General features: G+C 74.7%; 22 protein-coding genes. 6 read left to right on the top strand and 16 right to left on the bottom strand.

What is annotated here, in order from left to right; genetic code table 11:
* Positions 1-28: 28 nt before the first annotated feature.
* Positions 29-1333 carry a M50 family metallopeptidase gene (locus AB0Q99_RS28765; RefSeq protein ID WP_363576485.1) on the bottom strand — a complete coding sequence of 435 codons (1305 nt, stop codon included), beginning with the start codon at positions 1331-1333 and terminating at the stop codon, positions 29-31.
* 58 nt (positions 1334-1391) lie between these two features.
* Positions 1392-2636: a 1-deoxy-D-xylulose-5-phosphate reductoisomerase gene (gene dxr / locus AB0Q99_RS28760; RefSeq protein ID WP_363576484.1), complete on the bottom strand. Its 1245-nt coding sequence runs from the start codon at positions 2634-2636 to the stop codon at positions 1392-1394.
* A 79-nt stretch (positions 2637-2715) separates the two neighbouring features.
* On the opposite strand from dxr, the gene AB0Q99_RS28755 reads away from it, so the two are divergent.
* Positions 2716-3384: an NAD(P)-binding oxidoreductase gene (locus AB0Q99_RS28755; protein ID WP_363576483.1), complete on the top strand. Its 669-nt coding sequence runs from the start codon at positions 2716-2718 to the stop codon at positions 3382-3384.
* 50 nt (positions 3385-3434) lie between these two features.
* Here AB0Q99_RS28755 and AB0Q99_RS28750 read toward each other — a convergent pair whose 3' ends face one another.
* The 3 genes from AB0Q99_RS28750 to AB0Q99_RS28740 form a co-directional block, all read right to left on the bottom strand.
* Positions 3435-4877, bottom strand: coding sequence for an aldehyde dehydrogenase family protein (locus AB0Q99_RS28750; protein WP_363576482.1), 1443 nt, complete (start codon positions 4875-4877; stop codon positions 3435-3437).
* Between the two features lie 143 nt (positions 4878-5020).
* Entirely contained in the window at positions 5021-6589 is a 1569-nt protein-coding gene (locus AB0Q99_RS28745) for a PucR family transcriptional regulator (RefSeq protein ID WP_363576481.1), read from the bottom strand.
* 163 nt (positions 6590-6752) lie between these two features.
* The gene (locus AB0Q99_RS28740; protein WP_363576480.1) at positions 6753-8840 is read right to left on the bottom strand and encodes an ATP-binding protein; all 2088 of its coding nucleotides are present in this window, start codon (positions 8838-8840) and stop codon (positions 6753-6755) included.
* 241 nt (positions 8841-9081) lie between these two features.
* On the opposite strand from AB0Q99_RS28740, the gene gabT reads away from it, so the two are divergent.
* Together gabT and AB0Q99_RS28730 are read left to right on the top strand one after the other, a co-directional pair.
* Positions 9082-10422, top strand: coding sequence for a 4-aminobutyrate--2-oxoglutarate transaminase (gabT, locus tag AB0Q99_RS28735; RefSeq protein WP_363576479.1), 1341 nt, complete (start codon positions 9082-9084; stop codon positions 10420-10422).
* Positions 10423-10946: 524 nt separating this feature from the next.
* Complete coding sequence (locus AB0Q99_RS28730) at positions 10947-11627, top strand: phosphatase PAP2 family protein (RefSeq protein ID WP_363576478.1); 681 nt, start codon at positions 10947-10949, stop codon at positions 11625-11627.
* On the opposite strand, the gene AB0Q99_RS28725 is transcribed toward AB0Q99_RS28730, so the two are convergent.
* Positions 11600-11932, bottom strand: coding sequence for a DUF2218 domain-containing protein (locus AB0Q99_RS28725; RefSeq protein ID WP_363576477.1), 333 nt, complete (start codon positions 11930-11932; stop codon positions 11600-11602). The genes AB0Q99_RS28730 and AB0Q99_RS28725 overlap by 28 nt on opposite strands.
* A gap of 167 nt (positions 11933-12099) precedes the next feature.
* Here AB0Q99_RS28725 and AB0Q99_RS28720 point away from each other — a divergent pair, with 167 nt between their 5' ends.
* Positions 12100-12741, top strand: coding sequence for a MarR family transcriptional regulator (locus tag AB0Q99_RS28720; RefSeq protein WP_363576476.1), 642 nt, complete (start codon positions 12100-12102; stop codon positions 12739-12741).
* On the opposite strand, the gene AB0Q99_RS28715 is transcribed toward AB0Q99_RS28720, so the two are convergent.
* Positions 12632-13573, bottom strand: a complete 942-nt coding sequence (locus AB0Q99_RS28715; protein WP_363576475.1) for an EamA family transporter — start codon at positions 13571-13573, stop codon at positions 12632-12634. The genes AB0Q99_RS28720 and AB0Q99_RS28715 overlap by 110 nt on opposite strands.
* Here AB0Q99_RS28715 and AB0Q99_RS28710 point away from each other — a divergent pair.
* Positions 13572-13748: a hypothetical protein gene (locus AB0Q99_RS28710; RefSeq protein WP_363576474.1), complete on the top strand. Its 177-nt coding sequence runs from the start codon at positions 13572-13574 to the stop codon at positions 13746-13748. The two genes, AB0Q99_RS28715 and AB0Q99_RS28710, sit on opposite strands and share 2 nt — an antisense overlap.
* A gap of 42 nt (positions 13749-13790) precedes the next feature.
* Complete coding sequence (locus AB0Q99_RS28705) at positions 13791-14717, top strand: LysR family transcriptional regulator (RefSeq protein ID WP_363576473.1); 927 nt, start codon at positions 13791-13793, stop codon at positions 14715-14717.
* 67 nt (positions 14718-14784) lie between these two features.
* Here AB0Q99_RS28705 and AB0Q99_RS28700 read toward each other — a convergent pair whose 3' ends face one another.
* From AB0Q99_RS28700 to AB0Q99_RS28660, 9 genes are all read right to left on the bottom strand, one after another.
* Positions 14785-15552 (bottom strand): ZIP family metal transporter, encoded by a 768-nt coding sequence (locus tag AB0Q99_RS28700; RefSeq protein ID WP_363576472.1) that lies wholly within the window; start codon positions 15550-15552, stop codon positions 14785-14787.
* A 345-nt stretch (positions 15553-15897) separates the two neighbouring features.
* Positions 15898-17601 carry a restriction endonuclease gene (locus AB0Q99_RS28695; RefSeq protein ID WP_363576471.1) on the bottom strand — a complete coding sequence of 568 codons (1704 nt, stop codon included), beginning with the start codon at positions 17599-17601 and terminating at the stop codon, positions 15898-15900.
* A 115-nt stretch (positions 17602-17716) separates the two neighbouring features.
* Positions 17717-19501, bottom strand: coding sequence for a hypothetical protein (locus tag AB0Q99_RS28690; protein ID WP_363576470.1), 1785 nt, complete (start codon positions 19499-19501; stop codon positions 17717-17719).
* A 393-nt stretch (positions 19502-19894) separates the two neighbouring features.
* The gene (locus AB0Q99_RS28685; protein ID WP_363576469.1) at positions 19895-20209 is read right to left on the bottom strand and encodes a cupin domain-containing protein; all 315 of its coding nucleotides are present in this window, start codon (positions 20207-20209) and stop codon (positions 19895-19897) included.
* A gap of 213 nt (positions 20210-20422) precedes the next feature.
* Complete coding sequence (locus AB0Q99_RS28680; RefSeq protein ID WP_363576468.1) at positions 20423-21079, bottom strand: YigZ family protein; 657 nt, start codon at positions 21077-21079, stop codon at positions 20423-20425.
* Positions 21080-21156: 77 nt separating this feature from the next.
* Positions 21157-22533, bottom strand: a complete 1377-nt coding sequence (locus AB0Q99_RS28675) for an aldolase (protein WP_363576467.1) — start codon at positions 22531-22533, stop codon at positions 21157-21159.
* Between the two features lie 111 nt (positions 22534-22644).
* Positions 22645-24225 (bottom strand): DUF2637 domain-containing protein, encoded by a 1581-nt coding sequence (locus AB0Q99_RS28670; protein ID WP_363576466.1) that lies wholly within the window; start codon positions 24223-24225, stop codon positions 22645-22647.
* 220 nt (positions 24226-24445) lie between these two features.
* Entirely contained in the window at positions 24446-25111 is a 666-nt protein-coding gene (locus AB0Q99_RS28665; RefSeq protein WP_363576465.1) for a response regulator transcription factor, read from the bottom strand.
* Positions 25063-26340: a histidine kinase gene (locus tag AB0Q99_RS28660; protein WP_363576464.1), complete on the bottom strand. Its 1278-nt coding sequence runs from the start codon at positions 26338-26340 to the stop codon at positions 25063-25065. Before AB0Q99_RS28660 ends, AB0Q99_RS28665 begins: the two co-directional genes overlap by 49 nt.
* Positions 26341-26718 lie beyond the last annotated feature (378 nt).

The following is a 26718-nucleotide window of genomic DNA, read 5'->3' as shown; positions in this document are numbered from 1 at the left end:
CCCAGCACACCCGCCGTACCCGAACGCCCTAGCTGATCTTCACCGGGTTCACCAGGTCCGCGACCATCACCAGCAGTGTGAAGCCGATGAAGATGCCGGCCACGACGTACGCCACCGGCATCAGCTTGGCGACGTCGAACGGGCCCGGGTCGGGCTGCCGGAACACCTGTGCGAGGCGGCGCCGGAGCGACTCCCAGAGCGCGCCCGCGATGTGACCGCCGTCCAGCGGGAGCAGCGGGAGCATGTTGAAGAGGAACAGTGACAGGTTGATGCCGGCCAGCAAGTTCACGAAGAACGCGATCCGCTGGGTGCCGGGGATGTCGAGCGAGAAGACCTCGCCGCTCACCCGGGCGGCGCCGACCATGCCGATCGGCGAGTCCGGGTCGCGCGGGGCGTCGCCGACGACGGCGTTCCACAGCCCGGGGATCTTGCCGGGCAGGGCGACCAGCGACTTCACCCCGTTCTCGGCCATGTCGGACATCCGGTCGAGCGACTGCCCGAACCCGAGCCGGACGACACCACTCGCCGGCGTGAAACCGAGGAACCCGGCCTGGACGGTCTGGCCCTTGATCGGGACGTTGTTCCCGTCGTACTTCTGCACGTCGTTGACGGCGATGGTCGGGTTCAGCGTGAGCTGCTGCCCGTCCCGCTCGACCACGACCGGCACGGTCCTCCCGGACGACCTGCGGATGTCCGCCTGGAGCTGGTCGTAGGTGTGGATCCGGTCCCCGTCGAAGGAGACGATCCGGTCCCCGGCCTTCAGCCCGGCCTGGGCGGCCGGGGTCTGCGGGGCGCCCGCCGGGCAGCTGTCGGTGGGCTGGCCGGCCTTGACCACGCACTGGGCGACGGTGCTGACCGTCGGCACGTTCATGGAGACGCCGAAGCCCATCATGACGGTCAGGAAGAGCCCGAACGCCAGGACCAGGTTCATGAACGGCCCGGCGAACATGACGATGACGCGCTTCCAGGGCTTGCGGGTGTAGAACAGCCGGTCCTCGTCACCCTCCTGGAGCTCCTCGTAGGAGGCCTCGCGGGCGTCCTCGATCATGGTCCGCCAGGGCGAGCTGCTGCGCTTGGTGATCCGGCCGTCCTCGCCCGGCGGGAACATCCCGATCATCCGGATGTACCCGCCGAACGGGATCCCCTTGATGCCGTACTCGGTCTCGCCCCTGCGGCGCGACCAGAGGGTCGGGCCGAAGCCGACCATGTACTGCGGCACCCGGATGCCGAACAGCTTGGCCGTGGAGAGGTGGCCGAGCTCGTGCCAGGCGATCGAGACCAGCAACCCGATGACGAAGACCAGGATGCCGACCACCGTCAAAACCGTTGCCACCGCTGGTCCTCCGTCATGCCGCTCCGCTCATCGTCTCGTCCTGCCGCGATCGGGGCCGTCAGCCCGCCGCCAGCTCGCGGGCCCGGGCCCGGGCCCAGTCCTCCGCGTGCAGGACGTCCTCCACCGTCAGGGAAGTTCCCGACGACGCCGGCCGACCGTCGTGCTGTCCGTGCTCGGCGACGACCTTGGCAACAGTGTCCACGATTCCGGTGAAGGCGAGGCGGCCCTTCAGGAATGCCTCCACACATTCCTCATTGGCCGCGTTGAACACCGCCGGGGCGGTACCGCCCAGCGTGCCCACCTCGCGCGCCAGCTCGACCGCCGGGAACGCCACGTCGTCCAGCGGGAAGAACTCCCAGGTGGCGGCCTTCGTCCAGTCGCAGGCGGGGGCGGCGTCCGGCACCCGGTCCGGCCAGCCCAGGCCCAGCGCGATCGGCATCCGCATGTCCGGCGGGCTGGCCTGCGCCAGCGTCGAACCGTCGGTGAACTCCACCATCGAGTGCACCACCGACTGCGGGTGGACCACGACCTCGATCCGGTCGAACGGCACGTCGTACAGCAGGTGCGCCTCGATCACCTCCAGGCCCTTGTTGACCAGGGTGGCCGAGTTGATCGTGACGACCGGGCCCATCGCCCAGGTCGGGTGCGCCAGCGCCTCCTGCGGGGTCACCCCGGCCAGCTGGTCGCGGGTGCGGTTGCGGAACGGACCGCCGCTGGCGGTGACCACCAGCTTGCGCACCTCGGCCCGGGTCCCGCCGGCCAGCGCCTGGAACAGCGCGGCGTGCTCGGAGTCCACCGGCACGATCTGGCCCGGCTTCGCCACCGCCCTCACCAGCGGGCCGCCGACGATCAGCGACTCCTTGTTGGCCAGCACCAGCACCCGGCCGGCCGCCAGCGCGGCCAGCGTCGGCCGCAGCCCGATCGACCCGGTGATGCCGTTCAGCACCGAGTGGCACTCCACGGCGGCCAGCTCGGTCGCCGCGTCCGGACCCACCAGCACGGCCGGCAGCGGCCGGCCCGCCGCCTTCGCCGCCAGCGCCTCGCGCAGCGCCGGCTCGGCCGCCGGATCGGCCACCGCCACGGTGTGCACGCCCAGCCGCAGCGCCTGCTCGGCCAGCAGCTCCACCCGCCCGCCGGCCGCCGACAGGGCGACCACCCGGAAGCGGTCCGGATTGCGGAGCACCACGTCGATGGCCTGGGTGCCGATCGAACCGGTGGAACCGAGGATCACCAGCTCCCGGGGGCCGGAGGGGTCCGCCACGGTGGGCGTGAAGCGCAGCTGCGGGTGGGCGAGCGAAGTCATGCGCCCATTGTGTCCTGTCCGCGACCACGTCCAGGACTTCCCCAGGACGACCCGGCACCCCCGGGCTACCGTCGGAGCCATGCGCACCGTTATCGCCGGGGGCCACGGACAGATCGCGATGGAACTGGAACGGCTGCTCGCCGCCCGCGGCGAACGCCCCGCCGGGATCATCCGCCGCCCCCAACAGGCCCAGGACCTGATCGACGCCGGAGCCGAGCCGCTGCTGCTCGACCTGGAGGCCACCACCGCCCCACGACTGGCCGAACTGCTCGCCGGCGCCGACGCGGTGGTCTTCGCCGCCGGAGCCGGACCGGGCAGCGGCGCCGCCCGCAAGAACACCGTCGACCGCGACGCCGCCGTCCTGCTCGCCGACGCCGCCGAACTCGCCGGCGTCCGCCGGTACGTGCTCGTCTCCTCGATGGGCGCCGACGCCGACGCCCACCACCCCGCCGACGAGGTCTTCGAGACCTACCTGCGGGCCAAGGGCGCCGCCGACGACGCGGTCCGGGCCCGGACCGCCCTGGACTGGACGGTGCTGCGCCCCGGGCGGCTCACCGACGGCCCCGGCACCGGCCTGGTCCGGCTGGCCCCCGCGGTCGCGCGCGGCACGGTGGACCGGGCCGACGTGGCCGCCGTCCTGGCCGCCCTGCTGCGCGAGCCCGGCACCGCCGGACTGACCCTGGAACTGGTCGCCGGGAACGCCACCGTCGAGGAGGCGGTCGCCGCCGCGGCCGGGCACGACGGCTGAACGCGCGCGGGGCCCGGTTCGACGAACCGGGCCCCGCGTCGACGCGTCGGTCAGAGGTCCAGGCCGGTCAGGACCAGCACCTTCTCGACCGTGTAGTCGTCCATCGCGTACTTGACGCCCTCACGGCCGACGCCGGAGTCCTTCACACCGCCGTACGGCATCTGGTCGGCACGGTAGGACGGCGCGTCGCCGATGATCACACCGCCGACCTCCAGCTCCCGGTGGGCCCGGAAGGCGGTCTGCAGGTCGTGCGTGAACACGCCGGCCTGCAGTCCGAACAGCGAGTCGTTGACGGCGGCGAAGGCCTCGTCCACGCCGTCCACCTTGTGCAGCGACAGGACCGGGCCGAACACCTCGGCCGTGGCCAGGATCGCGTCCGCGGGCAGCTCGGCCAGCACGGTCGGGGCGTAGGTCGCGCCCTCCCGGGTCCCGCCGGTCAGCACCTTGGCGCCCTTGGCGACCGCGTCCTCCACCCAGGACTCCACCCGCTTCGCGGCGTTCTCGTCGACCAGCGGGCCGACGTCCGTCGCGGCGTCGTTCGGGTCACCGGTGACCTGGGCCCGGACCTTCGCCACGACCTTCTCCACCAGCGCGTCGTACACCGACGCGTCGGCGATCACCCGCTGCACCGAGATGCAGGACTGGCCGCCCTGGTAGTTGGCGAACATCGCGATCCGGGTGGCCGCCCAGTCCAGGTCGGCCTCCGAGGACCAGTCCGCGAGGACCACGGCCGCGGCGTTGCCGCCCAGCTCCAGGGTGCAGTGCTTGCGCGGCACCGAGTCCATGATCTGGTAGCCGACCTTGTCCGAACCGGTGAACGAGATCACCGGCAGGCGGTCGTCCTGCACCAGCGCCGGCATCCGGTCGTTCGGCACGGTCAGGATCGACCAGGAGCCGGCCGGCAGGTCCGTCTCGGCCAGGATCTCGCCCAGCACCATCGCCGACAGCGGGGTCGCCGGAGCCGGCTTCAGGACGATCGGGGCGCCGACCGCGATCGCCGGGGCGACCTTGTGGGCGACCAGGTTCAGCGGGAAGTTGAACGGGGCGATGCCCAGCACCACACCGCGCGGGAAGCGGCGCACCACCGCGAAACGGCCCACGCCGCCCGGGTCGGTGTCCAGCCGCATGGTCTCGCCGTTGGTGCGGCGCGCCTCCTCGGCGGCCCAGCGGAAGACCGAGACCGCGCGGCCGACCTCACCGCGGGCCCACTTGATCGGCTTGCCGTTCTCGGCCGTGATCAGCTGGGCGAGCTCCTCGGTGCGCTCGGTCAGCCGCTTGGCCACGTGGTCCAGGGCGGCGGCACGCTGGTGCGCCGGGGTAGCGGCGAACACCGGCAGCGCGGCGACGGCGGCGTCCAGCGCCTCCTCGACCTGGGCCTCCGTCGGGATGCTCACCTTGCCGACCAGACGGCCGTCCCAGCTGTTGCGCACCTCGAAGTCGGCGTCACCGCTCGCCCGGCGGCCGGCGAGCCAGAAATCGTACGTGGTGGTCACCGTGGTACCGGCCCTCTCCTCGTCGTACGGCCCGCACGGACGTGGGACCGGATTCCGAGGGTAGGGGCGTCGGCGCGCCGACCGGATTGGCCGACTAGGAGCGTTCGGCCCCGAACCCACTCCACGACGTCCAGCCGGGCGTGCTACTCCTCGCCGGACCGGAGCGCCAGCCACAGCTCCATCCGCACGTCCGTGTCATCCAGCGAGCGGCCCAGCAGCTCCTCGACCCGCCGCATCCGGTAGCGCAGCGTGTGCCGGTGCACCCCCAGGTCGGCGGCCGCCGCGTCCCACTGGCCGTGCCGGGACAGCCACGCCCGCAGCGAGGCCACCAGATCGCCGCGAGCCGTCCGGTCGTGCTCGCGCAGCGGCCGCAACAGCCCCTCCGCGAACGCCGTCACCGCGTCCTCCCCGAGCAGCGGCAGCAGCGAACCCGCGCCGACCTCCTCGTGGTCCACCGACCGGCGACCGCCCCGCAGCGCCACCGCCAGCGCCCGCTCGGCCTGCGCGTTCGCCGTCCCGGCCTCCTCCAGCGCGGCCGGAGCCGACACGCCCAGCGACAGCCCCTCGTGCTCCTCCACCGCGCCCAGGCACGCCCGGTGCACCGCGCCGTTGTCCAGCGCCAGCACCATCAGCCGCGGCCCGTGCGTGCCGTCCTCCCGCGCCACCAGCAGCTTCTCGCCCACCCGGGCACCCGCCTGCTCGGCCCGGTCGCCCAGCTCCCCCAACGCCTCCGCGGCATCCGCGCTCGCCGCCCCGGCACCGGCCACCAGGACCCGTATCGTCCCCTCCGGCAGACCGCCGAACAGCCCCACCGCCACCTGCCGGGCCGTCGCCACCTCACCGGCCAGCACCATCCGCAGCAGCGCCGCGCCCATCCGCTCCTCCGCCTGCCGCAGCTCGCGCGAGCGCTCCAGGGTGAGGGTCAGCAGCGCCACCGCCGCGTTCAGCACGTACCGCTCGGTCGGCGTGATCCGGTCCTCGGTCCCGACCGCCAGGAAACCCCGGGCCCGCCGGTCCGCCCCCAGCGACTGGACCACCACGTAGTCCTCGTCCGCCGTGTCTATCCCCGGCGCCCGCCCCTGCAGCGCGGCACTCGACGGCGCCGGCCGCCGGCGCAGCCGGTCCACCTCCGCCGCCAGCCGCCCCGCCCGGCGCGCCGCCCAGTCCGGCGCCACCACCGACAGCGCGCCCGACCCGTCGTACAGCGCCGCCCAGCCCCCCAGCCGCGCCGCCAGCCGGCGCACCACGGCCGTCGTCCCGTCCTTGCCCAGCGCGGCCCGGGTCAGCTCCTCCTGCGCCTCGAAGCTCGTCGTCACCGCCTCGTACTGCTCCGCGGCCAGCGCCGCCGACACCACCTTGCTGATCGCGATGAACGGCGTCGGCTCCGGCACCCGCAGCAACGGCAGCCCGCGCTGCGCCGCCGCCTCCACCAGCGGCTGCGGCACCTCGGTGTGCGACAGCCCGACCCCGAGCCCCAGCCCCACCACCCCGGCATCGGCCAGCCGGTGCACGTACGCCTGCAGCTGCGCCGCCGTGCGGCCCAGCTTGATACCGGTGGTGAGCAGCAGCTCGCCACCCTCCAGGAACGGCGTCGGGTCGTCCAGCTCACTGGTGTGCACCCAGCGGACCGGCCGCTCCAGGTGGTCCGCGCCGGCGAGCACCGTCAGATGGAGCGAACTGTTGCGGACGACGGAGGCGAGTGTGGGGGGCATGGCACCTTCGGGGGATCGACCTGACCGCGCCATTGCGGCCGGGCGAGGAGAGGGGCGTGGGACTGGTGAGGGTCTCTCCCCTTCATTATGGACGCCCCGGACAAGCGGCACTGCCGAATCCACCTCGAAGGCGACTTCCACTCCGGCCGGGGCCGGCCCCGCCTCACCCCCGCAGATCCACCAGGAGCGGCGGCACCTGCTCCCCCGACACCGACGTCAGCGACACCACCGCGTGCCCGGCCGGCAACGCGTGCGCCAGATCCGACGGCGACCACCGCAACCGCTCCACGTCCCGCGTCGTCACCGACTCCGTCTGCGCCGTCGTCCCCGACAACGCCTTCCGCCCCACCCGACCGGCCCGCCGTATCACCCCACCGGAGGTGTCGGGGGTGTGGGTGACCTCGGTCTCCCGCACCAGGTGCGTCCCCCAGGCCTCCGAGAACAGCCGACCGTCCCAGGGTGCGATCCCCGGGAACGCCATCCGGCAGCCGACCGCGCCGAACAGCGGCGCCCGCAGCGCCTCCGGCAGGTCCACCAGGGTCCGCAGCAGCAGCACCACGCCCGCGTTGGCACCGCGCAGCCGCTGCAGCCCGCGCACCGCGGTGGCGTCCAGCGCCGCCGAGGCGTCGTCCACCACCAGGCCCGCGAACAGCGAGCGGTCCACGCGGGCCCCGGCCGCCAGCACGAACTGCCCGACCACCAGCCGGGACAGCATCCGGGCCGCCTCCGGGTGACTGCGCTCGGGCAGCTTCACCCGGACGCGGAGCGGGTGGTCCAGCACCCGCATCGCGAACGGGGGGCGGCCGGTGCCGTCGGTCGCGAAGACGCCCTCAAAGGCGGGCCGGTCCAGCAGCGCCAGCCGGTCCGCCAGCAGGGCCCCGGGATCGTCCGCCCGGTCGCGCTGGCGCTCGCGGTACTCCAGGTCCCGCTCGTGCAGGGCCAGCCGGCCCGCCGTGCCGAGCGCCTTCACCAGGGCCGCCAGCGCGTCCTGATCACCGCCGAGCAGTGACCGCAGCTCACGCACCCCCGGATAGCGGCCGTACGCGGCGTGGAACGGGCCCACCACCTGCTGCAGCGCCGTACGGGCGTTCTCCGCGCGGGCGGTCAGCTCGTCCGGCAGCAACGCCTCGGCCAGCCGGGCGGCCGCCTCGTCGGGGTCCCGCGCGACGCCGTACAGGTCCAGCCCGTACACCGAGGACGGGTCGCCGGGCGCGATCACCACGTCGTACCAGGCGTCCGGGCCGAGATCGGCGTCGGCCGCCCCGATCACCACCGCACAGGCGGTGCCGGCCAGCGCCTGCAGACACAGCGCCTCCGCCACCGGCCGCGCCAGCCGCGCGGTCTTCCCCGTCCCGGCCGGGCCCACCGCCAGCACCGAGGTGCCCAGCAGGGCCGGGTCCAGCGCGAAACCGGCCGTTCGGTGGCTCAGCGGGTTCTTCGGCACATCCTGAGCGGTGCCGAGCCGGACCTGGCCGAGCAGCAGGTCGTGCTGCTCGGCGCGACCGGGCAGCTCGCGGGTCTCGGACGGGTGCGCGAACGCCGCCGCGCCCCGGGCGGCCACCTGCTCGGTGAAGGCCGGCACGAACGACGGGTCCGCCTGCGCGGACTCCCAGGCGCGCTGGATCCGCACGTAGTCGACGTCTCCCACCGCCTCCCCGTCGAGCCGCGCCGCCGCCGCGGCCGCGCCGCCCTGCCGCAGGCCGTCCCACGGGTCCTGCCGCCGCGCCGCCTCGGCCGCCGCCGGGACGTCCTCCTCGGCGCGCTCCTCCCGCGTCACGGTCCGCGACAGCAGCGGCACCGCGTACCGGCGCCACACCTCGGGCCAGCGGCCCATCCGGCCGAAGACCTTGATGACGATGCCGAGTACCAGAACGTTGGCCACCAAGAGCGTGAACATGGCCTCGGACTCGGACGGCGAGGCAAGCGGACCGATGCCCGCCTGACCGCCGAACCACACGAGGACGTACATCAGCATCTGGGTGCCGTAGAGGTACGCGAACCAGGCCACCACCGCGTTGAGCCCCGCCCGCAGCAGCAGCGGCCAGGTCGCGACCTTGGCCGCTTCCGCCCGCTCCGGGTCGATCCGGCGGTAGCCGAGCCGGTAGACGCCGGGCTCGGCTTCGGGGCGCGGGGCGCAGGCCCAGCCGGGCAGGTCGAAGGAGGACGGAGCACCGGGCCGCTGGTGCGGCAGGGGCGTCGGGGGTCTGGTGGTGGTGCGCTCGCCGTGGTGGTGTGACCCGTCCTGTGCCATGTACGGCCCCGCTCCCTCGCCCGCCCGGCCCGACCGCCGTCGGTGCCGCCATACCCATGCCGCCGTACCGGCGACACGCCCGCGCTCAGGGTAGTGGAGCAGGGCCTGCGGGTAGCCGTGCCACCCGCGCTGGCCGTGCCGGACAAGTCGGACGGCGCACTGCTACCGAGTGGCGCATGCCCGGGCGGGGAGGGCGGCCGTAGCCTGCGGAGTACCGAGCCGAGAAGTCTGGAGATACCCCATGAGCGCCGCAACGCCGCTCCCGCAGGAGCGCCGCCTGGTCACCGCGATCCCCGGTCCGAAGTCGCAGGAGCTGCAGGCCCGCAAGCTGGGTGCGGTGGCGGCCGGCGTCGGCACCACCCTGCCGGTGTACGTGTCCCGTGCCAACGGCGGCGTGCTGGAGGACGTGGACGGCAACTCGCTGATCGACTTCGGCTCCGGCATCGCCGTGACCAACGTCGGCAACAGCGCCGAGGCCGTGGTGGCCAAGGCGAGCGAGCAGCTGGCCGCCTTCACCCACACCTGTTTCATGGTGACCCCGTACGAGGGTTACGTGGCCGTGGCCGAGCAGCTGAACGAGCTGACCCCGGGTGACCACGACAAGCGCACCGCGCTGTTCAACTCGGGTGCCGAGGCGGTCGAGAACGCGGTGAAGATCGCCCGCGCCTACACCAAGCGCACCGCCGTCGTGGTGTTCGACCACGGCTACCACGGCCGCACCAACCTCACCATGGGCCTGACGGCGAAGAACATGCCGTACAAGCAGGGCTTCGGTCCGTTCGCCCCGGAGATCTACCGGGTGCCGGTGGCCTACCCCTACCGCTGGCTGACCGGCGCGGAGAACTGCGCCGCCGAGGCCGCCGCGCAGGCGATCGACATCATCAACAAGCAGATCGGTGCCGAGAACGTCGCCGCGATCATCATCGAGCCGATCCAGGGCGAGGGCGGCTTCATCGAGCCGGCCAAGGGCTTCCTGCCGGCGATCGTGGAGTACGCGAAGGCGAACGGCATCGTGTTCGTGGCGGACGAGATCCAGACCGGTTTCTGCCGCACCGGCCAGTGGTTCGCCTGTGACGACGAGGGCGTCGTCCCGGACCTGATCACCACCGCCAAGGGCATCGCCGGCGGTCTGCCGCTGGCCGCCGTGACCGGTCGCGCCGAGATCATGGACGCCGCGCACGCCGGTGGCCTGGGCGGCACCTACGGCGGCAACCCGGTGGCCTGCGCCGCCGCGCTGGGCGCCATCGAGACCATGAAGGAGCAGGACCTCAACGGCAAGGCGCAGCGGATCGGGGAGATCATGCTGGGCCGCCTGCGGGCGATGCAGGAGAAGTACGAGATCATCGGCGAGGTCCGCGGCCGCGGCGCGATGATCGCCGTCGAGCTGGTGAAGCCGGGCGGCAAGGAGCCGAACGCGGAGGTCACCGCGGCCATCGCGAAGGCCTGCCACGCCGAGGGCCTGGTGGTGCTGACCGCCGGCACGTACGGCAATGTGCTGCGCTTCCTGCCGCCGCTGGTCATGCCGGAGCACCTGCTCAACGAGGGCCTGGACATCCTGGAGGGCGCGTTCGCCGCTCTCTGAGCCGGTGTCGCCCGTCAGGTCGTGAACCCCGCCGGAGGGATGTCCGGACAGCGCTGAACGGCCCGTGTGGACCTCTGGTCCCACGGGCCGTTCGGTTGTGCGCGGAGACCTGCGCGGAGACCTGTCCGAGAGCTGTCCGAGAGCTGTACGGAGACCGTGTACGGGAATCGCGTGCGGCCCCGGGGGTTGCCCGGCGCGGGGTGAAGATGATGTGCGGAATCGCTGAAGGCGCTCGGCGCGGAAGGGCTGTTGACGTAGTGTCATCGCAGATGGACAGCGAGCCCCAGCCATTGGCGGAGCCGTCCGCGGAACCTCCCCCGGGAGCGGGTCCGCGCGTGCTCCGCGAGGACAACCAGGCCGCCCCGGCAGGGGTGGCGCACACCGAAGGCCGATCGACCGACCGTCCGACCCACACCCCCCGGGGCGCACGGAACGGCGATCATCAGAGCCGCCCCGGAGCTCTCCCCCCTGCTCCGGGGCGGCTGTCCGCCGTCCGGGCCCGGGCGGGCCTGGCGGCGCGGTCGGTGGCCGTTCCGGCGGTGGCGGCGGCGGTGCTGCTGGCGGTGTCCTGGCAGGTGGCGGTGGACGGGCCGCTGCTCGGGCTGGACCGCTGGGTCCGCCGGGCGGTGCACACGGCACGCCACGACGTCCCGAACGCGCTGCCGGACCACCTCGGCCACCTCCTGTCCGACCTGGGCAGCAGCGTCCCGGCGATCCCGGTGCTGCTGCTGGCCGGCGCCTCGGCCGCCTGGTGGTGGCGCCGGGCCGGGGCGGGGCGCTGGTGGCTGCCGCTGGCGGTGGCGGTGCTGACGGCGGGGCTGATCCCGCTGCTGGTGGTCCCGGCGAAGGCGGCCTTCGCCCGGCCGGGCCCGCTCGGGGATCCGCTGACGCCGGAGCAGTGGGGCTGGTACCCCTCCGGGCACACCGCGACCGCGGCGGTCTCGTACGGGGTGGCGGCGCTGCTGCTGGCCCGGGCGTCGGGGCCGCGCGCCGTCCGGGGGCTGACGACGGGCGCCGCGCTGCTGGCGCTGGGGGTGGGCGCGGGGCTGGTGTGGAGCGACTTCCACTGGCTGTTGGACGTGCTGGCCAGTTGGTGCCTGGCCGTCCTGGTGCTCTGGCCGCTCGACCGGTGGCTGCCGCGGCCGGGGGCGGAAGCGGCACCGGAGGCGGGGAGGCGTCAGGCCTCGGGGTCCTCGTTGCGGTGAACCAGACCGGCCTCGCCGTTGTCGCGGTGCCACTCGACGACGAGTTCGTCGCGGCTGCCGAAGCGGACGAGGTGGCGGCCGACGACGTCCTCCAGCCCGGGCAGGTTGTCGCGCTCGCCCTCGACGGTGAGCAGCAGCGCGTCGGGCCGGGCCTCCAGGGTGGCGGTGCCGGCGCCGAAGACGAGCGTGCCGCGGCCGGTCTCCTCGGAGTAGGCGGCCTCGATCTTGCGCCCCATGTGGGCGGCGAGCTGCTTGGCGTAGCGGCCGGGGCGGTCGGTGGCGACGCGTGCGGTGGAAACGGGCATGGGCCCTCCAGGATCGGGGAGGGAACTTAGGGTCCCCTCACTCAGGCCTACGCTAACCCAGATGCTGAGCTAAGCTCAACATATTTCCGCGACCGTCCTCGGCCGACCACCGGGAGCGCCCCGGGCGGTCGCTACGCTTGGCCGGACACCAGCCGAGGAGACCGCCGATGACCACCACGCCGACCGACGACCCGGCGGACCCCTCCTCCGACCCCCGCCCCGCTTCCGACCCCCGCCCCGCTTCCGACTCCCGTTCCGGCTCCGGCTGCGGCTCTGCGGACACCCTCGGGAACCCCGAGTCGCCCGAGAGCGCCGACTCCACCGCCGGGGGCGCCGCCGAACTGGCGGACGCGATGACCAGGGCGATCAAGCGGATCCGCCGCCGGACCGGCCTGCGGCTGGAGCCGTACGGCATCACCCCCGGCCAGGCCCGGGCGCTGCGCACGCTCGCCCACGTGCCGGGCTGCGAGACGCCGGACCGCGCGATGCGACTGAGCGACCTCGCCGACAAGCTGCACATCGCCCCGCGCTCGGCCACCACCGTGGTCGACGCGCTGGAGGAGGCCGGCCTGGTCGAGCGCAGCCCGGACCCGGCCGACCGGCGGGCCGTGCGCATCCTGCTGACCGAGGCCGGCCGCGCGGCGGTGGAGCGGATCGGACAGGTCCGGGACGAGGTGGCGCAGGAGTACTTCGGCGAGGTCAGCCCCGCGGACGAGGAGGCGCTGCTGGGCGTGCTGCGCTCGGCCGAGGCCCGGTTCCTCGCAGCCGGGCCGCCACGGCGCTCGGCGCCCCCGGACGCAGCGCGCTGATCCCGATCCCGGCGACCACCAGCAGCGCGGCCGCGGCGGCCGTCGGGCTGACCCGCTCGCCGAGCAGCAGCCAGGACGAGGACATCCCGAACACCGGCACCAGCAGCGAGTAGGGCGCGACGGCGGTGGCGTCGTAGCTGCGCAGCAGGAAGCTCCAGGCGACGAAGACCAGCAGGGTGGAGACGAGCCCGACGTAGCCGATGGCGCCGAGCCCGGCGGGGGTGATGTCGCGCAGCGCGCGCAGGTCCGCCGCCGGGCCCTCGACCAGCAGGGACAGGCCCAGCAGCGGCAGCGGCGGGACGGCGCTGACCCAGACCATCCAGCGCAGCGCGTCCGGCGGCGCGGCCCTGCGGGTCAGCACGTTGGCCAGGCCCCAGGCGACGGCGGCCAGGGCCACCAGCGCGAAGGCGCCCAGCGGGCCGCCGACGCCCTGGTCGTACGCGCTCAGCGCGATGCCCGCGAAGGCGATCGCCAGGCCCAGCAGCCGCTGCCCGCCCGGGCGTTCGCGCAGCAGCACGGCGGCGAACAGCGCGGTGAAGCCGGCCTGTCCCTGCAGCACCAGGGAGGAGAGGCCGGCCGGCATCCCGGCGTGCATGCCGAGGAAGAGCAGCCCGAACTTGACCACCCCGAGGACCACGCCGACCGCCACCACCCAGCGCCGGGCCACCTTGGGCGGGCCGACGAAGAAGACCGCGGGCACGGCGACGACGGCGAACCGCAGGGCGCAGAAGAGCAGCGGCGGGAAGTTGTCGAGGCCGACGTGGATCAGGACGAAGTTGAGGCCCCAGACGGCGGCCACCAGGACGGCCAGCGCGATGTGGGGCGCGCTCATGCTCGTGCTGCTCGTGGCCGTACCCCTGCTCGTGGCCGTGCCGGTGCTGCTCGTGCCGGCACTGCCGACGCCGGTACTGCCGGCGCCGATGCTGCCGGCGCCGGTGCTGCTCGTGCCGCTCGCGGCGGCGGGTGTCGCGGTCATGGGTCGAGCATGGTGGCGCGAGACCGTGTAGCACCAGCGATGAATACTGAACAGGACACTTTAGGATCGCTGCATGATGGATCTGGGGCGCCTACGGGCGCTGCACGCGGTGGCGGTGCACGGCTCGGTCGGCGGGGCGGCGGCCGCCCTCGGCTTCACGCCCTCGGCGGTCTCGCAGCAGATCGCCAAGCTGGAGCGGGAGACCCGGACGGTGCTGCTGGAGCGGCAGGGCCGGGGCGTCGTGCTGACCGAGGCGGCGCGCGAGCTGGCCGCCACCGCGCAGACCGTGCTGGGGCTGGTGGAGCAGGCCGAGGTACGACTGGAGGAGCAGCGCGGCCGGGCGGTCGGACGGCTGCTGGTGGCCGCGTTCGCCTCCGGGGCGCGCGGGCTGATGCCCGGGGTGCTGGCCGACCTGCGCCGGCGCTGCCCGGAGCTGGACGTACGGCTGCTGGAGCGCGACCCCTACCCGGCGGCCGATCTGGTGGCCCGGGGCGAGGTCGACCTGGCGCTGGTCCAGGACTGGCCGACCGTGCCGCTGCCGGTGCAGGAGGGCGTCTCCCGGCTGGACCTCGGGACGGACCCGGTGGACCTGCTGCTGCCCGCCGACGACGAGTTGGCCGCGCTCGACCCGGTGCCGGTGGAGCGGCTGTGCGGGCAGCGCTGGATCAGCGTGCCGCCGGGCAACATCTGCCACGACTGGCTGGTCCGCACGCTGCGCGAGGCCGGTGAGGAGCCGGACGTGCGCTACCAGGTCGGCGAGTTCGAGACCCAGATCGCGCTGGTCGCGGCCGGTCTCGGGATGGGCCTGGTGCCGAGGCTCGGGCGGGGGCCGCTGCCGCCCGGGGTCGCGGCCCGCCGGGTGACGCCGGAGCCGGGCCGTCGGGTGTCCGCGCTCTGGCGCGCCCAGGCCTCCCGGCGGCCGGCCATCACCGAGGCGCTGGCCTCGATGCGGGACTACTGGGGGCGCCTCCAGGCTCCGGAGCGCACGGAGGCGGGGTGACCCCGAGCGCCACTGCGACCGCGGCCTTCCCCGACGACGCCTGACGGGCTGAGCGGGCCAGGCGGCCTCAGGTGGCGAAGCCGATCACCAGCCACATGAAGCCGACCCCGGCGAGGGTGCACAGCAGGGTGCTGCGCGAGGGGTGCGGGCTGTGGGCCTCGGGGAGGATGTCGGAGGTCGCCAGGTAGAGCAGGAAGCCGGAGAAGAAGCCCAGGTAGAGGCCGAGCAGGTGCTCCGGGATGGTGAACGCCAGGGTGATCGCGGCGCCGGTCACCGGGGCCAGCGCGTCCGCCGCGAGCAGGGTCAGCGCCCGCCGCCGGTTGTTCCCGTACAGCCGGGTGATCGTGTAGGTGTTGAAGCCGTCGGCGAAGTCGTGCGCGACCACCGCGATGGCCACCACGGTGCCGACCGTGGTGCCGGCCTGGAAGGCGGCGCCGATCGCGAAGCCGTCCATCACGCTGTGCCCGACCAGCGCCAGTGCGGCGGTCAGCCCGACGCCCTGGTGCCCGGCGCCGTGGGCGTGACCGTGGCGGTGGCCGCCGTGGGTGTGTTCGGCGTACTCGCCCTCGTGGCCGCGGTGGATGGCGACCGCGCGCTCGACCACGTGGATGGTGAGGAAGCCGACCGCGAACATCAGCAGTGCCTGCGGCACCCCGTGCACCTCGCCCGGCGCCTGGCGGATCGCCTCGGGCAGCAGGTCGAAGGCGACCACGCCGAGCATCAGTCCGGCCGCGAAGCCGAGCACCAGGTGGCGGCGGTCGCCGGTGCGCTGGGCGACGAAACCGCCGATCAGCGTCATCAGGAACGCCCCGGCGGCGACCAGGACGGCGGTCATCGGGCCGCCTCCGCCGCAGGTGCGGCCGGATGGCCGGTTCCGTCGTGTGGTCTGCCGAGCGCTCTGCCCATTCCTCTCCCCCTGGGGTCCGCCCGTGGCCGGGCCGACCGCCGACCGTACCGGACGGACGTTCGACCTCTGTCGACCGGGGTACCGGGCGGGACCGGGTTCCGTCCCCCAGCCTCGGTCCGGGCCCGGTGGGATGCCCGCCGGATGGGCCGTCGGGGTGATCCCGCAGGTGGGGCGGGTCAGGCGGGGAGCGGCGGGCCGGGATGGGTGCCGCCGGTGGTCGCCGGCCGCCGCCGTCGGCCGTCGTCAGTGGCTGTCGGCCGTCGTCAGTGGCTGTCAGCGGCCGACGGCGAGCGGCAGGCCGAGGTGGGTGCGGGCGAGTTCGCGGACGCCGTCACCGTCGATCAGGTGGATGTGGCGGTGGCTCTCCTCGGCGGTGAGGTCCAGGGCCTCGTCGGTGAAACGGCCGGTGGTCAGCCGTAGGCCGCGCTCGGCGGACTCCTCGCGGACCGCCTCGGCCAGCGTGCTGACCTGCTCCGCGCCGACCGGCTCGGGGTCCCGGGAGGCCCACACCACCCAGCGGCCGGGCAGCGCGCTGCCGGGGGCGCCCTCACCGGTGGCGACCAGCCCGGACGGGCCGCGCAGCCGTACGCTCCAGCCGGCGATCCCGCCCCGGGTGAGCAGGTCGCGCACGAGCTCGGCGAACTCGTTGGCGGACAGGTCGGGCGCGGCCGGCACGGTGGCCCCGGCCTGGGCGGCCGGCCGGACGCCGACCCGGTCGTACGGGTCCGGGGTGACGGCGGCACCGAGCTGGCGCAGCCGGACGAGCGCCTCGTCCCGCTCGGCGTCGGCGTAGACGCCCTCGTCGTCGCGCTCCTCGTACGGGGTCCCCGGCGGCAGCAGCCGGGTGCGGGCCAGCGCGTCGCGGTCGGCGTCCACGCTGACCAGGCAGAGCGGCTCGGCCGTGCCGGGCTCGCGCAGCCAGCCGTTGAGGACGACGCCGGCGAGTATCTCGTCGGTGTCGACGGCGTCGGCGGCCTGCAGGGCGCGCAGGGCGAGCCGGGCGACCAGCCGCAGGTAGTCGGTGGCCCGGTCGGCCGGCGGGCGCGGCACCGGGACGATGTCGCCGTCCGGGGCGAGGCGGTAGCCGGTGAGCGAGGGCACCAGGTCGAGCGGCGGCAGGTCGAGGTCCAGCACGGCGGTGCGGGTGAGCGGGCGGAACACCGCCCGGCAGGGGGCGAGCAGGTCCTGGGTCGCGGTCTCGGCGGCGGCCAGCGCCCGTTCCAGCAGCGATTCGACGGCGGCCGGCTCGGACAGCCGGTAGGCCCGTCGGCACTCCTCCAGGCTCTCGTTGTACTCGCGCACGGCGCGGGCGCGGGCCTCCTCGGCCGCGTCGTGGGCGCGCCGGGACTCGTCGGCGGCCGGACTGCCGGCCTCGGCGCGGCGGGTGCGCCACTCCCGCAGGGCGCGCTGGTGGGTCAGCCGGGCCTGGGCCAGTTCGCGCTGGTAGCCGGAGTCGAGCAGCCGGCGGGACGGACCGCTCCCGGGGTCGGCCGTGGCCGGCTCGGCGGGGGCGAAGTCCGCCCAGCGGGGCTCCGGCACGTCGGCGGTGCCGGGGCCGTCGGCCGGGTAGGGGCGGGGTTCGTAGTGGCGCAGCTGGCTCTCGAAGTCCATGGCCGAGACCGGCAGGGCGGCCCGACGCAGCAGGTCGGCCAGCCGGTCGTGCTCGGCCCGGACGGTGACCGTGCGGTGGTGGGTCAGGGCGGCGGCCCGGGCGTGCGCCGCGACGGCCTCCTCCGGGTCGGCCGGGCCGGGATCGGCACCGCCCTGGTCGACGCCGCCCTGGTCGGCGGTGCCGGCGGGGCCCGGGACGGACGGACCGTCACCGGCCGCCCCGGTGGGGGCGCGGCCGGTGACGGCGTCGTCCGGCTCCGGGCCCCCGTCGACGCCGAGGTCGCGGAAGACCGAGGCCAGGAAGCCCGGTTGGGGGACCCGGACGGTGGTGCTGCCGTCGGACCGGCCGTCTGCTGAGTGCTGCATCGGTCGTCGTTCCCCCATGCTCGTCCGGCGCCTGCCCGGGGCGGTCGGCGAACCTGCGGACCCACCCCCTGCCGGACATTGTCCACCGAACGGGCGCGGCGGTCAGCCAAGCCGGTCAGTTGGTCCGGGTGTTGGTCAGGTGCAGACCGATGTAGCCGACGTAGATCCGGCCACTGCCCGAGCAGTCGTCCAGGTAGTGCAGCCGGGGCGCGGTGCGGCCGCCGCCGATCCTCAGGTGCGCGCCCATGAAGGCGCGCCGGGAGGCGTCCACGCATTCCGGCACCGGCAGCATCCGTTCGCGCTTCCACTTGGTGTGGCTGAACACCGTCCTGGACTCCCCGCGCACGGCCTTGCGGGGCGGGAAGCGGTGGCAGCCCTCCGGGGTGTGCTCGCACCACTGCTTGAAGTCCCCGCCGGCCGCTCCGCGCACGGCTGCCTCGGCGTACTCCTGGAGGGCGGTCAGGCCGTCCCAGGCGAGCCGGGCCCAGCCGGCGCCGGTGCGCTGGAGCTCGTCCAGGGCGAGGGCCGCCTTCTGGTCCCCGGTGAAGGACAGCAGCGGGAACTCGCCCAGTCTGGCCAGGAGTTCGGTGAAGCTCCCGGGCCGGCCGGCGGAGTGCTGCCCGAGGGCCGGCCCGCTGCCGGACGTGCTGCAGTGGCGTCCGGCCAGCGCGCGGGCCCCGGCGCGGAGGCGGCCCTCCCGGCCCTCCCGGACCTCCCGGGTGTCGTGGCCCTCCCGGGCCTGGCCCCGCTCGCGGTGGTCGCGGCGCTCCAGGCGCAGGGTGTGCCGGACGCGCTCCAGCTCGTCGGCCCGGGCCTGCTGCTCCGCGCGGTCCTGCTGCTCCTCGTGGGCGAGCGCGGCCAGTTCGGCCCGGGCAGCGGTCTGCTCGGCGCCCTGGTCCACCGCGCTGCGGTCGGCGGACTGCCCGGCGGCCGGGCGGAGCCGCGACGGCGGGACGCGCAGCACCGGGACGGCCGCCAACGGCGGCGGCAGCGGCTGCTCGGCGGCGAGCCGGCGCGGCTCGCGGGCGAGCAGCCCGGCGGCGCGGCGCAGGTCCTCCTCTATTCGGCCCCGGGCGAGCACCGGGTGCCGCGCGCCGTCCTGCCGGGAGGCCGGGTCGACCTCGGGCAGGTAGGTGCGCACCGCCCCGCCGTAGACGGTGTGGTACTCCAGCGCGACGTTGAAGCCGGTGCGCGCGCCGGGGTCCAGCACGTAGGCGGTGGCCAGGCCGGGCAGCTGGTGGCAGAGCGGGCCGACCACGTCCTCGACCCAGCGGTCGGTCGGGAGGTTCACCGGGACGCTGGCGACCACGACGGGCAGTCGGCGGTCCGGGTCGCACAGCTCATCGATCAGGGCGTCCACCTCGTCGGCCGTGATCACCCGGGGCGCGGAGTGGACGGTGGCCGGGCCGTCGGTGGCGTCGAGCAGCGGCAGGAGCGAACGGGCCAGCTCGGGCACCGGCACCCGGCAGGGGGTGCGCACACCGCTGCCGGTGTTGTGCGTCTCGGCCTCCAGCCGGACCCAGGTGGGGCCGCCGGCGCCGGTGGCCACGGTGAGCGTGAGCTGCTGGGTGCCGTGCGGGGCCGGGGTCCGCAGGCGGCGGCGGTCGTAGCGGCCGGCGCCCGGGCCGCCGCGCAGCGGGCCGTGGTCGCGGTCGAGCAGGACGCGCTCGCCGAGGCGGAGGCGCTCGCCGAGGCCCGGCGCGGCCGGCGGCGGTGCGTCGGGAGGCGGGGCGTCCGAGGCCGGCCCGGTGGAGGGCCGCCCGGTGACCGGTGGCTGACCGGCGGGGGTGCGGAGGGCCGGCGGGGGCTCCTCGCAGCCCTCCTGCTTCAGCCAGGAGGCGAGCTGTTCGTCAGCCAGGGCGAGCGCCTCGGCGTGCGGGAGGGCCGTGGTGACGGTCATCCGGTAGGGCGTCGCGGGGCCGCGGGGACCGGGCAGATCGGCACCGGCGTGCGAGCGGGAGCGGTTCGAAGTCGGGCGATGAGAGGTCGAACGGTCTGAAGTCCAACGGTCTGAGGCCATGCGCATACCTCCGTGGTGCGGGGTGGGGTCCTGTGTCCTCCATCGATGGGTTTCGTCCGGTTCCGCCGGATCCTTGCCCAGGAAACGCCACGGCCCGGAGCGGAAGTTCCAACTCCGGGCCATGACCCTACGTTCGAGTGAATCCGTTCAAGCCGTCTTCCGCGTGGCGCGAGCCTGGGCTACGACAATCGGCCCGCTGCGAGGGGCACGGGGACTCGTCCGGCGGCCCCGTCCGGCCGTTCCGGACCCGGTCGGGCCCCGTTCCGTCGCCGGTCAGGCCCCGGCGGGCCCGGCCGGGCTGCGGCTCCAGGCGGGCTCCGCGACCGGCACGGCCAGCGGGCAGCCCGCCGGAGCGGCGTAGCTGGCGATCAGCACCACGGGTTCGGTCCCGAGGTTGCGGCCGACGTGGACGTGGACCGGCCCCGCCTCTTCGACCAGGGAGTCACCGGCGCGACTGACCTCGACCCGGCCGTCGTGCAGGGTCCGGGTCAGCGTCCCGGAGAGCACCACGACGTCGACCCGGCCGGGGTGGTAGTGCCAGCCGGTCTCGGCGCCCGGGGGCAGGGTGATGGTCTGGACGACGGGCATCGCGACCGCTTCCTGGAGGCGTCCTGGGGCTGCCGGACGGCTCCTGCCCGACGGCCGGTTCAGGCTAGACAGGCCCCTCGGGCCACCGAAACCGGCCGGTGGCGATGTGGCCGGATGTGTGGCCGAAACCCACCCCGCCGACCGCGCCGGGCGGCGCCGTCCGTCTCGTCGCGCGCCCCGGAGCGCGCTCCGGAGCGTCGGCCGCCACCCGGTTCAGACCGGTACCTCGACGTAGGTGCGACCGGCCGGGACGGCCACCGCGGTGCCCCCGGTCGCCTCGGCCAGCCAGGTGTGGAAGGCCGCCGTCTCCGGCTCCGGCACGCCCACCTCGATCCGCACCCCGGCCGCCTCGTAGGCCAGGTCGCTCACCGTGTACCCGGCCGCCCGCAGGTCGTTCTCCACCCGGCCGGCCCGGACGTGGTCCACCGTCACCGCGAGCAGCGCGACCGGCCGCCGCTCCAGCAGGCCGATCCCGTCCAGCGCCTCCGACACCGCGTTCCCGTACGCCCGCACCAGGCCGCCCGCGCCGAGCTTGATCCCGCCGAAGTACCTGGTCACCACGGCCGCCGTGTCGGTCAGACCGCGCCGGCGCAGCACCTCCAGCATCGGCACCCCGGCCGTACCGCCGGGCTCGCCGTCGTCGCTGGAGCGCTCGCGGCGCTGCTCGTCGCCGACCACGAAGGCGGTGCAGTTGTGCCGGGCGTCCCAGTACTGCTTGCGGATGCCGGCGATGAAGGCCTGCGCCTCCTCCTCGTCGCCGACCCGGGCGAGGTGGCAGATGAACCGGGACTTCTTGATCTCGATCTCGTGGCTGCCGGCCCGCCGGATGGTGAGGTACGGCCTGGCGCTGGGCTCCGGCGTGGCGGACATGACGCGGTGGTTCTCCCGGGAACGGCGACGGCTGGCAGCGCGCACCCCGGGTGTGCGCCGGGGCGGGCACCGCCAGCCTAGTTGGCGCGCGGGCGGGAGACCGGCGACCGGGAGCCGGTGGGGCTCGGCGGCCGGTCGGTCCGGCAGACGGCGGCCCGGGGGGTTCGGCGGCCGGCCAGGGCGTCCAGCCGCCCGTGGTCCAGGCCGGTCAGCGCGGTGACCTCGGCGAGGTCGACGGCTCCGCAGTCCAGGCCGCGCAGCAGGTAGCCGCTGAGCGCCCGGGCGGTGGCCGGCTCGTCCAGCACGTCGCCGCCCGCCTTGGCGACGTACGCGGCCAACCGGGCCGCGGCCGCCGCCAGGCCCTCGCGGTAGAAGGAGTACACCGCGACGTAGCGGGTCGGCAGATGCGCCGGGTGCATGTCCCAGCCCTGGTAGTAGGCACGGGCCAGCGAGCGGCGGACCAGGTCGTGGTGGAGCTTCCAGGCCGCGTGCACCTGCTCGGTGGAGCCGGTCGGGACGACGTTGGTGGAGCCGTCGGAGAGCCGGACCCCGGTGCCGGCCGCGGCCACCTGCATGACCGCCTTCGCGTGGTCGGCGACCGGGTGGTCCAGGCTCTGGTGCGCCGCGCTGACGCCGCAGGCGGCGCTGTAGTCGAAGGTGCCGTAGTGCAGGCCGGTGGCCCGGCCCCCGGCGGCCTCGATCATCCGGGCCACGGTGGCCCGGCCGTCCGGGCCGAGAACGGCCTGGGTGGTCTCGATCTGGATCTCGAAACCGATCCGGCCGACGGGCAGCCCGGCCCGGCGCTCGAAGTCCTCCAGCAACCGGACCAGCGCGGTGACCTGCTCGGCGTAGCTGACCTTGGGCAGGGTCAGGACCAGCCCCTCCGGCAGGCCGCCGCCAGCCAGCAGCGTGGCCAGGAACAGCTCCAGGGTGCGGATCCCGCGGGCGCGGACGCCCGCCTCCAGGCACTTGATCCGGATGCCGACGTACGGCGGGGCGCCGCCCCCGGCCACGGCGGCGGAGATCAGTTCGGCGGCGCGGACGGCGGCCGCGTCCTCCTCCGCGTCGGGGCGGGGACCGTAGCCGTCCTCGAAGTCGATCCGCAGGTCCTCGACCGGCTCGCGCTCCAACTTGGCGCGGACCCGGGCGTGCACGTCGGCGAGCAGGTGGTCGTCGGCGACGCCGAGCGCGCGGGCCAGCTCGGCGGGGGTGGCGGCGTGGGTGTCGAAGGCCGTCAGGGCCTGGCGACCCCACTCCCGCACGGTGTCGGCGTCGAAGGCGTCGGCCGGGACGTAGACGGTGTGCACCGGCTGCCTGGTCCCGGAGTCACCCGGGTAGCGGCGCGCCAGCTCGGCGTCGACCGGGGCGAGCAGCGCCTCCACGGCGGCCCGGGCGGCGTCGGAGAACAAAGCCCCGTCCGTCGGCCCGTTTCCGCCGACCTCGACCTGCGGCATCCGCACACCTCCGTGCCGAACCAGCGCTTCAACACATTGTTGAGGCGAAGGTAGCTCCGGTGGGGTCGGGCGTCAACGGCCGCCCGGGCACCGGACGGCGAACCGCTCCGGTCAGTCCCGCCCGGCGGCGGCGTAGCGGTCGCGCAGCTCCGGGTAGAGCTCGGCGACCTCCTTGGGGTGGACCGAGCCGTCGGGGCCCTTGCCGGTGACGCCGTACTCCCTGGTCAGCCAGTCGGCGAGGCGCTGCGGGTCGGGCTGGTGGCCGTGGTTGTCCAGGTAGGTGACGAGGGCCTCGTAGGCCACGTCCGGGTCGAGGCGCGGGGACACCGGGCGGGTGTCGGGCTGCTCGGCTTGGACGGGCTCCTCGGCCGGGACCGGCTGCTCGGCCTGGGCGGACGGGGCGGGCCGCCCCGGCTGCGGGGCCTGCTGAGTCTGCGGGGCGGCCGGACGCTGGGCCTGCGGCCGGGGTGCCGGAGCGACGGGCGCGGCGACCGCGGCGGGCTCCTCGACCGGGCGCGGGGGCTTGAACCAGGGCGAGGCCTGGCCGGGTACCCGCCCGGCCGGGGCGGCATCGGACGGATGGCCGGTGGTACGGACCGGACGCTCGGTCCAGACGTTCAGCTCCTCGCGCCGCGGCTGCGGGACGGCGTCCTCCGCCTGCTCCGGCTCCTGTGCGGCGCGCAGCCGGACGGCCGCCAGCTTCGCCAGCATGGGCGCGGCCACCTCGGCGGGCATCGGCGCGACGCCCCCGGGAGCGGCAGCGGCCGCGGCGGCCTGGTCCGGAACCGCGGCCTGCGCCGTCTGCGGCTGGGACTGCGGCTGCGGCTGCGGCTGCGGCTGCGGCTGCGGCTGCGGAGCCTGCACGGTCCGCGGCGCCTGCTGTGCCGGGGCAGCCTGGGCGGCTGCCGTCGGGGCGGCTGCCACCGGGGCGATCGCGGCGGTACGACCCTCCTGGGGTTCGAGCACCCGCGGTTCCTGCCCCGCCGGGAGGTCCCTGACCTCTCGCTCCCGGGCCTCGTCGTCCAGCCGGTCGAGCAGCCCCGGATCCAGCGGTACGCCGAACTTGGCCAGCTTGAGCGGCAGCAGCGCCTGGATCGGCGCCGAGCGGCGCCAGCCGCGGCCGTAGCGGAAACGCAGCTGCGCCCGGTAGACGAGTCGGTTCTGTTCCAGGCGGATGACCTCGTCGTAGGAGCGGAGCTCCCAGAGCTTCATCCGCCGCCAGAGCCGGAAGGTCGGCACCGGGGACAGCAGCCAGCGCATCACCCGGACCGATTCCATGTGACGGTCCGCCGTGATCGCCGCGATCCGGCCGACCGCGTGACGGGAGGCCTCGACCACGACGACGAAGAGCACCGGGATGACGGCGTGCATCCCCATGCCGAGCGGGTCGCCCCAGGAGGCGGCCGCGTTGAAGGCGATGGTGGCGACGGTCAGCAGCCAGGCGGTCTGCCGCAGCATCGGGAAGGGGATCCGCAGCCAGGTCAGCACCAGGTCGAGCGCGAGGAGCACCACGATGCCCGCGTCGACGCCGATCGGGAAGGCGTAGGAGAAGGCGCCGAAACCTTTCTCCATGGCCAGCTCGCGCACCGCGTTGTACGAGCCCGCGAAACCGATGCCCGAGATGATGCAGGCGCCGGCCGCGACCAGGCCGAGCAGGCCCCGATGGGCCTTGGTGAGCGTTGGGCGTGCCATTACGTCTATCAACCCCTGGATGTCGGCTGCGGCCGTACGCTGCCTCGACTGTCGGGTCCCGCTGGTCGGGCCGCCGGACGGCTGAGCAACCTCCGGACTCGGCCCACCGAAGTTTACTCGTACACCTGTTTAAGCGTTTCCGCAGCCTGGGGTGTCACGGTCCGGGGCACGGCGACCGCTGCGGCGCGGTGCGGCCCGTCCCCCGGGACCGGCCGGACCGTCAGCGGCTCTGCCCCTCCGTGCCGTTGAGGTAGGTCAGCACGGCCAGCACCCGGCGGTTGGCGTCCTCGGCCGGGGCGAGTTCGAGCTTGGCGAAGATGTTGGCGATGTGCTTGGCCACCGCGCCGTCGCTCACCGAAAGGCGGGCGGCGATCGCCGAGTTGGAACAGCCCTCGGCCATCAGCTCCAGCACCTCGCGCTCGCGCGGGGACAGCCGCAGCAACGGACCCGGCCGGCGCGAGGTGGTCTGCATCAGCTTGGCGATCACGTCCGGGTCCATCGCCGTTCCGCCCGCCGCCACCCGGCGGACCGCGTCGATGAACTGCCCCGCGTTGAACACCCGGTCCTTCAGCAGGTAGCCGATCCCGCCGGTGCCGTCGGCCAGCAACTCCCGCGCGTACAGCTGCTGGACGTGCTGCGACAACACCAGGACGGGCAGGCCCCGGATCTCCCGGCGCGCCGTGAGCGCGGCCTGCAGCCCCTCGTCGGTGAGCGTCGGGGGCAGCCGGACGTCGACCACCGCCACGTCCGGGCGGTGGGTCAGCAGCGCCTCCAACAGCTCGGGCCCGGTCTCCACCGCCGCGACGACGGTGAAACCGTGCGCCTCCAGCAGCCTGATCAGACCTTCGCGGAGGAGGTAGAGGTCCTCGGCGAGGACAACTCGCACGGCAACTCCAAGGTGATGGTGGTGGGACCGCCCGACGTGCTGTCGATGGCGAGGACACCGTCGAAGGTACCCAATCGCTTCTCGATCCCGCGCAGTCCGGTCCCCCGCCCGGGATCGGCCACGCCCACGCCGTCGTCCGTCACCGTGACCCGCAGGGAGCCGGCCCGGTACAGGATGTCCACCCACACCTGGTCCGCCCCCGAGTGCTTGGCCGCGTTGGCCAGCAGCTCGCAGACGCTGAAGTACACGGCGGCCTCCACCGGGGCCGGCGGCCGGTCCGGCAGGCTGACGAGCACCTCGGTCGGCAGCGCGCTGTCCAGCGCCAGGGCCCGGACCGCGTCGCCCAGTCCGCGCTCGGCGAGCACCGGCGGATGGATGCCGCGCACCAGGTCCCTCAACTCCTGCAGGGCCCGGGCCGAGGACTGCCGGGCCTCGGCGAGGAGCTCCCGCGCGGCCGTCTGGTCGGTGTCCATCAGGTGCTCGATGGTGCCCAGGGTCATGCCGATCGCGACCAGCCGTGCCTGGGCGCCGTCGTGCAGGTCCCGCTCGATCCGCCGCAGCTCGGCCGCCTGGTTGCCCACCGCGTCCGCCCGCGTCTCGGTCAGCCGGGCCACCCGCCTGGTCAGCTGGGCGTGCGTCGCCCGGCCGTCCTGGTCCAGCACCCGCCGGGCCACCTCCGCGTGCGCGCGCACCGCGAACGGTGCCACGAGCACCCCGACCACGATCGCGGCGCCCCCGAACGCCAGGCCCAGCAGGAGCGACCCAGCCTGCCCGCCCAACGGGCCGACGCCGGATACGGACACCGACCCCGCCACGGCGTACACGACACCGAACACGAACGGACCGGCCACCGGCCCCGCCAGGGCCAGCGTCAGGAACGGGTTCACCGCGAGCCAGGCCAACTCGGCGCGGGTGGTCCGGTCCCGCAGTCCCCAGTGGACCAGCTGCGCGTACTTCGCCACCGTCCGGGAGCGGTGGTACGAGTACCCCGTCCACCAGTGCCCTCGGTCGTCCAACTCCAGTGCCGGCCGCGGCCCGTACACCGCCGGCAGGCGTATGCCGAACCACCGCTCCAGCTGCCCACGCGTACGGTTCGCGGTGCGCCGGATGCCGGAGGCGGCGACCACGAGACCGACTGCCGTCGCCACCAGCAGGGCGAAGAAGACCTGCAGGTCGTAGGCCGCCAGGAGCTGGGCCGTCACCGCGCCGGACAGGATCGCGGCGACCATTGGCAACACCGCCCCCGGCACCGCGGCGAACACCACCACGACGAGCCGCGCCAGTCCCTCACCCCCGGCCGCGAACGCCGCCCGGGTTTGACCACTTACGGACGTGCCGCTCGTACGACCCACAGTTGTCACGGGAAGCTCCTGATGCCGGTACCGATCGTCCTCCCTCAGTGTTCACGAACCGTCCGCCACCCCACACTGGCCATGACACCCCAATACCGAGGTGGACCTAGGACTACCTGCCGGTGGCTGCAGCAACACCGGCCCAGGAGACTGGTTTCCGGGAAACGCGAAGAACCCCCATCCGGAATCCGGATGGGGGTTCTTCTCAAGAATTGTTCGGCGGCGTCCTACTCTCCCACAGGGTCCCCCCTGCAG

Origin of the sequence: Kitasatospora sp. NPDC086791 (genome assembly GCF_040685975.1) — a bacterium.
Classification (GTDB): domain Bacteria; phylum Actinomycetota; class Actinomycetes; order Streptomycetales; family Streptomycetaceae; genus Kitasatospora.
This window is presented reverse-complemented; position numbering and strand designations above follow the sequence as displayed.